Here is a 9,124-nt window from a genome sequence, read left to right as displayed (position 1 = left end):
GAGAAGGAACTGCTACTCAAGTGTTATTTGCTTAACAAATTTACTGAAATAGGCATGGCTAAGTTTGATATAGCTTCATGAATTTATTATACATTACCCACTATCCGAAGAGCTGTGCAACAAAGCCATTCCAGCGTCACGAGAAAGTAGCAGATTTATGACGGCAGTGCCCAGAGGTGTCATTCAGTAGCACCTTGTCGTTCCAGTAGCTCTTTCGGTATTATTCAAGTAGCCTATTCGGTGTCATCCCAGTTCTTGACACTGGGATCCAGTTAAATTTACGAGTATAAAAGTAGCTGCTTTATGTTAAATACAACGTTTTGATGATTATGAAAAACCAGTGTCAAGCACTGGAATGACATCTTCCTACAGATAATGTTCGTACAGTTGTAACTGGAATAACACCATCATAAAGGAGCCAGTGTCAGCTACTTGAATGACACCAATCAGATATGCTAACTTAACCCAATTTTTAAATTTTTTGCTGTCAACATTAATGATTCATCAAAGAAGCTATTAATATCACCAATACTATCTATATTTTTCACACTGATAGATTGGTCAATTCTTTTAACTAGATTAGATAAAACTTTGTTAGGGCCAACTTCAACAAACTTATTAGTGCCATGGCTTATCATATATAAAACCATCTCTCTCCATCTTACTCTACTTACAACTTGCTTAGCGAGCAAAGCTCTTATGATCTCTGGATCACTTTCTTCCTTAGCTGTAACGTTTGATACAAAAGGAATCGAAGGGCGAGTTATGTTGATGCTTTTTAAAAATTCCAGAAGTTTTTCATCAGCAGGTTTCATAAAAGATGAGTGAAAAGGCCCACTAACTTGTAATTTTATCATTTTCTTGACACTTGAGTTTTTGAATAAATCAGGTAAGACCTCAAGAGCCTCTGCAGTACCACTCACCACTACCTGCCCACCACCATTATCGTTTGCAATTTCACAATCAATTTGAGCTGATTTTAATATACCTTCTACTTCACTTATTTCTGCTCCAAGTAGAGCAAACATTCCACCTTTGCATTTTAGTGAAGCTTCATGCATTGCTTCGCTACGAACTTTTAGCAATTTGACTGCAGACTCAAGCGTCAATGCCCCTGCAGCACACAGCGCTGTATACTCGCCAACTGAATGCCCACAAACATACTGAACGCTGTAAAGAGATTCACCAAATACGTGCTTCATAACACGTAGCGTTGCAATTGACACTGCCATTATAGCTGGCTGAGCGTTTTCCGTGATGGTTAATTTCTCAATAGGGCCATTGAAAATCAAATGAGACAGCTTTCTACCCAATATGTCATCTACTTCATCAAATACGTTCCTTGCAACTGAAAATTCATCATATAAACTCTTTCCCATTCCTACAAATTGGGAGCCCTGACCAGGAAAAGCAAAAATCATAAAAAGTTTTTCATTCTTCATTGATAATACTACTTTATTTATTTTTTGTCAATATTTCACAATAATGATTGACCAAATGAACCAGATTCACTAAAATCTTAGCTGGTAAGAAATTTGTAAGAACAATGGCAGAAATCGATTATCACAAAGTTACTATAGTTATGACAGATGGTCAAGAGTTTGAAACTTATTCCACTTATGGAAAAGAAGGTCAAAGAATAAAGCTTGATAGAGATCCTCTTACTCATCCTGCATGGACTGGAAGTTTGACAAGCGGTTCAGGGGAGAAGGATAGTAAAATAGCTAAGTTTAATGATAAATACGGGAGTTTTTTTTAGTTCCTCCCCTCTTTATTTAACATGTATAAATATAAAAATGTAGGCTATATTGCTTCTTCGCTACCCAAGTCTCAGGAAGTATCTAAACTAATACAGAAACTCAATTTTATCAATATAGCAGAAGCAGGTAAGCATGAAGTTGATCTGCTGATAGTTGTTGGTGGCGATGGTTTTATGCTACGCACCCTACACAACTACGTCATAGGAAATAAAGATATACATGTGTATGGAATAAATACCGGTAACGTCGGATTTTTGATGAATAAATGCTTTGAAGATCTAATTGATCATATAGAACATGCAGTTCCTACTCAGCTAACTTTACTAAAAATGGAAGCCACAGACATAAGTGGCAAAAAACACCGTTACATCGCAGTAAATGAAGTGTATGTCTTTAGAAATGCAAATCAAATAGTAGAGATGAATATTACCATTAATGATAAGCTAAAAGTAGAAAAATTCAGAGGAGATGGAATTATATTGTCTACCCCAACAGGTAGCACTGCATATAACTTCTCTGCCGGTGGGCCAATCTTACCACTTAATTCAAATTTACTTGCACTGACTTCCATCAATAGCTACTACCCAAGGCGTTGGAATGGAGCGTTAATCTCAAATGATACAATAGTGCAAATTGATATCAACGACGTGGAAAATCGTCCAGCACTTGTAGTATCAGATTACAAGGAATTTCCTGATATATCGCAGATAAAAATGCAGAAAGATCACGAAAACACAGTCACTCTGCTTTTTGATAAAGATTGCTCATTAGACGAGAGGATTTTTGATAAGCAATTTTTATACTAAATTCTTCATATTTATCTTTAAATTAGTATTTACCATATCTTAATAATTATAACGTAATCAACATAACATTGTAATTAATTTTGGAGCGAATATGCCTGGATCAGCAAACGTAGGAAACGTCAGAATAACTGAAAAAGATGGAATAGAAAAAACAAGTCTACCAAAACCAGCACGCAGAAGCACAGTGCCAAAAACAAATGGTGAAAATGAAACTTTACAACATACAAGTTCGGCTAGCGAATCAAGTTCTGATGAAGAAAGGCAAAAAGAATCGAATGTGAACAGTTCAGAACCTATTTATGCATCCATAGAGCAAAATACAGAATCTCCAAAAAAGAGTTCAGATAGTGTATCAGTTAGCAGATCACCTTCTCCTCCACCATCATATCACACAAATGGCTCCGAAGAATCTTTCCTTGGAGATAATAAAAAGACAAACAGATTTTTACAGAAAGTAAAATATACGATGCAAAAGAAGAAAGTTACAATGCCTTTTGTAGGCCTTGTTACGGCGTGTTGTATTACAGCAATCGTTTTAGCTGTGAAGCAAAGAGAATTCATTGGATTCATCGGCAGCATAAATCCTGTTACTATATTTGTCGGAGTATTAGCGTCTTGTTTAGCCTTGGGAATTATGTGGGAATTTATGCAAGCAGTACGTACTAAGGAGCACAAGATCACAAAAAGAGATACTCAAGAAGTTTTAGATGAGATATCAAATACACTTTCAAAAGACGAGGAATGCATCAAATCTTTGGTATTAAAATATAGCAACGGTAATCGTGTTTACTTTACGTTTCACTCTCTTCCAGAAAAAGCAAAAAGTAATCCGAACATCGTAGAACTTACAGGCCAGCCAATCTATTACAAGAGTAAAGTAAATTCATTAATCAATGATAGAATATGGCTTCCTATCTTAGGAACAGTTCTTATTACTGGAAACATAACCTTCCCTTTAGCACTTTATTCAACAGGTGGTTTGAGCAACATAGTAAGTTCATACACAAATCCTACTATTTACTGGCCAATCGTTGCAATTTCAGGCACTCTACTGCTTTTCACTTTAGCTTGCACAATTCATCATTGGAGCAAAACTGATTTTAAAGATTACTTGTTATTAGATACAAAAGATGCTAATAGTGAAAATCCTAATGAAACAGCTAATAAAACAGCTATTAAAACTGTAAAAAGCAGTCAAGAAAAGATTAGTTCAAAATTGTTACAAGTAGTTGCTGAACGATGTGGCCATCCAGATATTACTTATATTATTAATTAAATCTGGCTCGTACTTCTTTTTATCGCTATTCCAGTACTGTAACTGCAACGTTTTGAAGATTTACACTTGCTAAGACCTTGCTATTTTGATAGCTTGAGATGATGACAAGGAAGGGGTTTGTTTATGAAAAAAGGTTTAATATTTATATCTTTAGTAGCGGCTTTATTGATAGTCGTTAATTTTTTATATAAAAATAGCGGAATTGATGATTCACAAGTAGTAAACGTTTATTCATCACGTAAAGAAGAATTAGTACATAGTTTGTTTGATGATTTTACAAAAACCACTGGCATTAAGGTACGTTATATCATTGACGATTATTCCCAATTGCTTTCACGCATGGAAAATGGTGGTGAAGCTGATTTGTTTTTAACTGCAGATGCAGTGAATTTGATTTTAGCCAAAAAAAGAGGGCTCTTATCTCAAGTGGATTCAGAGACTCTAAAAAATGCCATACCTGCAAAATTTAGAGATAATGAAGATTATTGGTTTGGTCTCACAAAAAGAGCTAGAATATTGGTTTACAATAAAGAATCAGTAGATCCTAAGGAATTAAGTACCTATGAAGATTTAGCGAATGAAAAATGGAAAGGGAAAATATTAGTACGCTCTTCCACAAGTCCATATAACCGATCATTGATCGCTTTTATGATTGCAAAAAATGGTTTTGAAAAAACAAAAGAATGGGTGAGTGGAATTGTAAGCAACATGGCAAGAAAACCAAGCGGTGGTGACACAGATCAAATTTATGCTGTAGCCGCTGGTGAAGGCAATGTTGCAATAGTAAATAGCTACTACTTTGCAAGAATCCTTTCATCAGAAAATAAAAAGAATATCACAGAAAAGTTAGGAGCTTTCTTTCCGAGTGATGGTGTAATGGTGAATATTAGTGGTGCAGCAGTAACAAAAAACGCAAAACACAGAGAAAATGCCATAGCTTTATTGGAGTTTTTTGTAAGCAAACAGGCTCAAGAGCTATATGCTAAAAAAAATCAAGAATATCCTATTGTTGAAGGTATTGAAACTTCTGATGTGTTAAAATCTTGGGGAAATTACCTACAAAGTACTCTGCCTATAAGTGAGCTTGAGAAGCATCTCTTTGAGGCTGTTATGATAGCAGATGAATGTAAGTGGAAATAAAATTTTATAGCTTCCTTCTACTTTACTTTACAGTTGTGTAATTGAAATTAAGAAAGTAGAATAAGCTCAAAAAAGGAGCTATGGACAAGAGAAGGAATTTATTAAATATCTCAGACCTCACAATCGGTGATGTAGAAAATATAACTAAATTAGCCAACCAATACCTTGAAGAAAAAGTTGAAAATAGTCATGTTCTGAAAAATAAAATAGTCATAAACCTATTCTTTGAAGATTCAACACGTACGCTCGCATCTTTTGAAATAGCAGCAAAGAGCCTTGGAGCAAATGTTATAACTTTACCAATAAAATCTTCTTCTATTAACAAAGGGGAAGATCTAAAAGATATGATAAAAACACTAAATGCAATGAATCCTGACTATATGATAATCAGGCATAAAAGTAGTGGTATTATTAATACATTGGCAAAGCATGTCAATTGCTCGCTAATCAACGCAGGCGATGGAAGCAGTGAACACCCAACTCAAGCTCTTGCAGATTATCTCGTAATTATCAGTCATAAAAAGCAAATAAAAAACCTCAAAATTGTGATATGTGGAGATATTTTGCACAGTAGAGTTGCAAGATCAAATATAAGATTGCTAAAAATGTTTGGAGCAAAAATAAGCTTAGTTGCACCACCAGCTTTGATGTGTAAACATTTTTCTGAAGTAGATTCACTTCATTATTCATTAACTGAAGGTATAAAGGATGCTGATGTAATTATGCTCTTGAGGTTGCAGAAAGAGCGCATGAATAATAATTCTTCAGAAAAAGAATATTTTCATTTGTATGGACTTGATGCACAAAAACTATCGCATGCAAAACCCGATGCAATTGTTATGCACCCAGGACCAATAAATAGAGGCATTGAGATTAGCAATGATATAGAAGATTGTGTTATTTTACAGCAAGTAAAGTTTGGATTAGCAACGCGTAAGGCAGTACTGCACTATTTAATAAATGTTTAACTTTAATTAATTTTAAGGAATTTTAGACATAATGATCCTCCTATAAAAAACGATTTAGAAAAATATAACACACCTCATGACAGAAATTAAGTATGCACTGAAGTAGACTGTGCTATATTTTTTTATTGAGAGATTAGTTGAAAAGTCTGCAGACTTGAATAAGGTGAATTTCGAGCTCTAAAATACCCTCATTTTCACTAATAATAATCAAACTACAAAATGTGTCAAGTAATTTTTGCACTTAATTTAGCAAATATTTATTTGCAAAAAATACTATAAACGCAAAGTGATAGATGTCATGAAAGTAGCCTGACACTGGCATCGAGTTAAATTTGCAAGTATAAAAGTTATGCTAAAATATAACGTTTCTAATGATGATGGAAAATGGATCCCAGTGTCAGCTACTTAGATGACATTGTTTAGTACGCAAATTACCACAATGTTCATACAGCTGTATACTGATTTCTTTAATGTCCGTACAGTTGTATGTCAGCTACTCAAATGACAATTTCAAATAAAACCTAGATAAAAGAGAAAAATAAATTTTTACATAATCATACTTGTACAATAACTAAAGCACTTTTTACTGTAGATTAATCATTTGATTATAGTATCATTTTAATTAAGCCTATATTTGCAATGTTTATGAAATATAAAGCATTCTTCATACTATTAATTGTTATATCTAACCTGCTTGCTGCAGAACAGCCTGAAGAAAATAAAAATGAAAGCAGTATAAATCAAGAAGACGTATCGAAAAGCAACACTGATGCTGAAAAAACTTCTCCGCTTCTGAGCGAACTCAAAGAAATCACAGACCCAACAAATGTAATCAATGAAGAAGTACCTTCAAGTAATCAAACAAACCTACAGTCTGAAGAGGAGACTAATATAAAAGATACCAAAGCTCTAACAAGCCCTTTATCAGAAGAAAAAAAAGAAGAACCTGAAGAGAAGAAAATCAGTCACAATAATCAAACAAACCTACAGCCTGAAGAGGAGATTAGCAAAAAAGACACCGAACTTTCAACAAGCCAATTAACAGAGAAAAAGAAAGAAGAACAGCCTGACAATATAACACCTGTGAACAAAAAAAATGAAAAAAGCGAAAAATGGACAAAGCTAAACAAAGAAATAAAAAAACATAAAAGCAAGTCTATATATAAAAGACAATATGATAGCCTAAATGAGCACCTTCCTAAAACTATATTTACTGATGATTACAGTAAGCAATTTTTTTACTGCATCAAGAAGGGCAACTTAATTTGTCTAAGAGGAGTAATAAATAAGCTAGAAAAAATTGGATTAACAATTCAAGAAATACTAAGATTTAGAAATAAATTGGGTGATACTCCTCTAATTTATGCAGTGAAACAAGGTCAAATAGACACAGTTCGCTTTCTCTTATTACAAGGTGCTGATCCTAGAGTAGTTGATAATAATTTTAAGTCCCCTATTGAAATAGCAATCGAAAGGAATCAGATCAACATAATAAACGCAATTGCCGAAATGATGCCATACCTTTTAGAGGATAAAGAAATAAACAATCAAGAAAACTCAGAGATGTATAACTTTGCTATAAAAACAAAAGAAAACACGTGTGATGCAAAAGATAATTAGACTTTTGATATTAATTTTAGTTGGTCATTTATGCTATGGAGATGATGCAATCAATGATTTTTTAAGCGCTCTGCATGATGTAAAATACGTATCTTACAATACAAAAGATTTTGCTAAATTTTTAGTACAGTGTAATAAAGCCAGCATACCACAAGATTTTAAGAAAGGTTTTGGTCCTAATTTAAATGGTGCTAATTTTAGTCAATTGTATTTAAGCAAATCTATTTTTGATGGAGTAAGTTTAATTGGTGCCGATTTTTCTAACACCGATTTATCAGATGTGTCTTTTATCGATGTTGATTTACGTGGTGCCAATTTTTCCAATGCTAATTTACATGGCGTTAAAATAAAAGGCACAAATTTAAGTTTTTCAAAATTTGCTTCTACAAATTTAACAGATATCATATTTGATCAGTCTAATATCAGTTATGCTGATTTTATCAATTCTAATCTCAACAAAGTAAGTATGCGTAATATAATTGGTTTGCATACCAAGTTTTTGAATGTAAAAATGAATTTCTCCAATTTATCAAACTCAAGTGCCAGCTACATCAATTTTAGTGATAGTGAAATAAACGACACTGTTATGCAGAAAAATAATTTCGACAACGCAAGTTTCTTTGGAGTGGATGCACATAAGCTCAAGGTACAATTTTCTTCATTAAAAAATGCTAACATATATGGTGCAGAAATAAAAAAATCGGATTTTACAGGTAGCAATCTTTCAAACGCCTATTTTAATTCTTCCATTATAGTCAACAGTAATTTCGAAAAAGCCAATTTAAGCAATTCACAAATTTCCTATGTGAAAGGGGATAATTCAAACTTCATTAAATCTATACTAAATGGTTCTAAGATAAAACATGCATATGTTTTCGAAGCAGACCTTCAGGATGCTGATTTATCTAATATTGATTTTAGTTTTAGTGAATTGTATAAAGTTAATACCTATAACGCTAACATTTGTCATGGAAAGTTTCATAATACTAAAGTTGTGAATTCTGACATGAGTGGTTCGTTCTTTGATCATTCATTGTTTACCTCTGCAAAAATAGAAGATTCAGATCTTTCTAGAACTTCAATTTATAAGACAAAAATTAAAGACTCTCAAATTTATAATAGTACTCTTTCCCACCATAATATGGATTCGAGTGAGATAGAAAATTCAATATTCTTCAAATTATTAGCTGATAATTCGAGCTGGTCTAAGTCAAAAGTCACTAATTCAAACTTTATTGAAAGTGATTTCAAATCCTCCGTGTTTTATGATAATGCCTTTAGAAAGACTAGTTTTTTTCTTAGCAATTTGAATAATTCAACAGTGAGTGATGTCTCTTTCCTCTCTTCAAGCATATATAAAAGTTCAATTGCTGATATTCATTTAACAGATTGCAAATTTGATAATTCAATTATGATTGACAATCAGGGACAGAGCAAAATTACAGGTCTAGAGAGTGCTATAACTTCAATTAAAGATCGATCTTTCTAGAACTTCAATTTATAAGACAAAAATTAAAGACTCTCAAATTTATAATAGTACTCTTTCCCACCATA

The 9,124-nt window shown here is 33.1% G+C and carries 8 protein-coding genes; 7 read left to right on the top strand and 1 reads right to left on the bottom strand.

The window, feature by feature from the left end:
* Positions 1-455 precede the first annotated feature (455 nt).
* Positions 456-1,421 (bottom strand): ACP S-malonyltransferase, encoded by a 966-nt coding sequence (gene fabD, locus ACJ5GX_RS05240; RefSeq protein ID WP_180708354.1) that lies wholly within the window; start codon positions 1,419-1,421, stop codon positions 456-458.
* 125 nt (positions 1,422-1,546) lie between these two features.
* Here fabD and rpmE point away from each other — a divergent pair, with 125 nt between their 5' ends.
* The 7 genes from rpmE (at position 1,547) to ACJ5GX_RS05205 (ending at position 9,059) form a co-directional block, all read left to right on the top strand.
* Positions 1,547-1,759: a 50S ribosomal protein L31 gene (gene rpmE / locus ACJ5GX_RS05235; RefSeq protein WP_052264949.1), complete on the top strand. Its 213-nt coding sequence runs from the start codon at positions 1,547-1,549 to the stop codon at positions 1,757-1,759.
* 21 nt (positions 1,760-1,780) lie between these two features.
* Positions 1,781-2,566: an NAD kinase gene (locus tag ACJ5GX_RS05230; RefSeq protein WP_096097181.1), complete on the top strand. Its 786-nt coding sequence runs from the start codon at positions 1,781-1,783 to the stop codon at positions 2,564-2,566.
* Positions 2,567-2,657: 91 nt separating this feature from the next.
* Positions 2,658-3,842 carry a hypothetical protein gene (locus ACJ5GX_RS05225; protein WP_096097182.1) on the top strand — a complete coding sequence of 395 codons (1,185 nt, stop codon included), beginning with the start codon at positions 2,658-2,660 and terminating at the stop codon, positions 3,840-3,842.
* 123 nt (positions 3,843-3,965) lie between these two features.
* Positions 3,966-4,982, top strand: coding sequence for a Fe(3+) ABC transporter substrate-binding protein (locus ACJ5GX_RS05220; protein ID WP_007302093.1), 1,017 nt, complete (start codon positions 3,966-3,968; stop codon positions 4,980-4,982).
* Between the two features lie 80 nt (positions 4,983-5,062).
* Entirely contained in the window at positions 5,063-5,950 is an 888-nt protein-coding gene (locus ACJ5GX_RS05215; protein ID WP_052264950.1) for an aspartate carbamoyltransferase catalytic subunit, read from the top strand.
* 645 nt (positions 5,951-6,595) lie between these two features.
* Positions 6,596-7,570 (top strand): ankyrin repeat domain-containing protein, encoded by a 975-nt coding sequence (locus ACJ5GX_RS05210; RefSeq protein WP_052264951.1) that lies wholly within the window; start codon positions 6,596-6,598, stop codon positions 7,568-7,570.
* A complete protein-coding gene (locus ACJ5GX_RS05205; RefSeq protein WP_495292773.1) occupies positions 7,554-9,059 on the top strand; it encodes a pentapeptide repeat-containing protein in 1,506 nt (501 codons plus the stop codon). Before ACJ5GX_RS05210 ends, ACJ5GX_RS05205 begins: the two co-directional genes overlap by 17 nt.
* Positions 9,060-9,124: the final 65 nt, after the last annotated feature.

The sequence above is a fragment of the Wolbachia endosymbiont of Tuta absoluta genome, assembly GCF_059414725.1.
The sequence above is the reverse complement of the archived record's forward strand: the minus strand, read 5'-3'. Positions and strand labels throughout refer to the sequence as shown.

Excerpts from the sequence above, each read along its gene's own strand:
- fabD (WP_180708354.1), bottom strand. The coding sequence starts at position 1,421 with ATGATTTTTGCTTTTCCTGGTCAGGGCTCCCAATTTGTAGGAATGGGA.
- rpmE (WP_052264949.1), top strand. The coding sequence starts at position 1,547 with ATGGCAGAAATCGATTATCACAAAGTTACTATAGTTATGACAGATGGT.
- ACJ5GX_RS05230 (WP_096097181.1), top strand. The coding sequence starts at position 1,781 with ATGTATAAATATAAAAATGTAGGCTATATTGCTTCTTCGCTACCCAAG.
- ACJ5GX_RS05225 (WP_096097182.1), top strand. The coding sequence starts at position 2,658 with ATGCCTGGATCAGCAAACGTAGGAAACGTCAGAATAACTGAAAAAGAT.
- ACJ5GX_RS05220 (WP_007302093.1), top strand. The coding sequence starts at position 3,966 with ATGAAAAAAGGTTTAATATTTATATCTTTAGTAGCGGCTTTATTGATA.
- ACJ5GX_RS05215 (WP_052264950.1), top strand. The coding sequence starts at position 5,063 with ATGGACAAGAGAAGGAATTTATTAAATATCTCAGACCTCACAATCGGT.
- ACJ5GX_RS05210 (WP_052264951.1), top strand. The coding sequence starts at position 6,596 with ATGAAATATAAAGCATTCTTCATACTATTAATTGTTATATCTAACCTG.
- ACJ5GX_RS05205 (WP_495292773.1), top strand. The coding sequence starts at position 7,554 with ATGCAAAAGATAATTAGACTTTTGATATTAATTTTAGTTGGTCATTTA.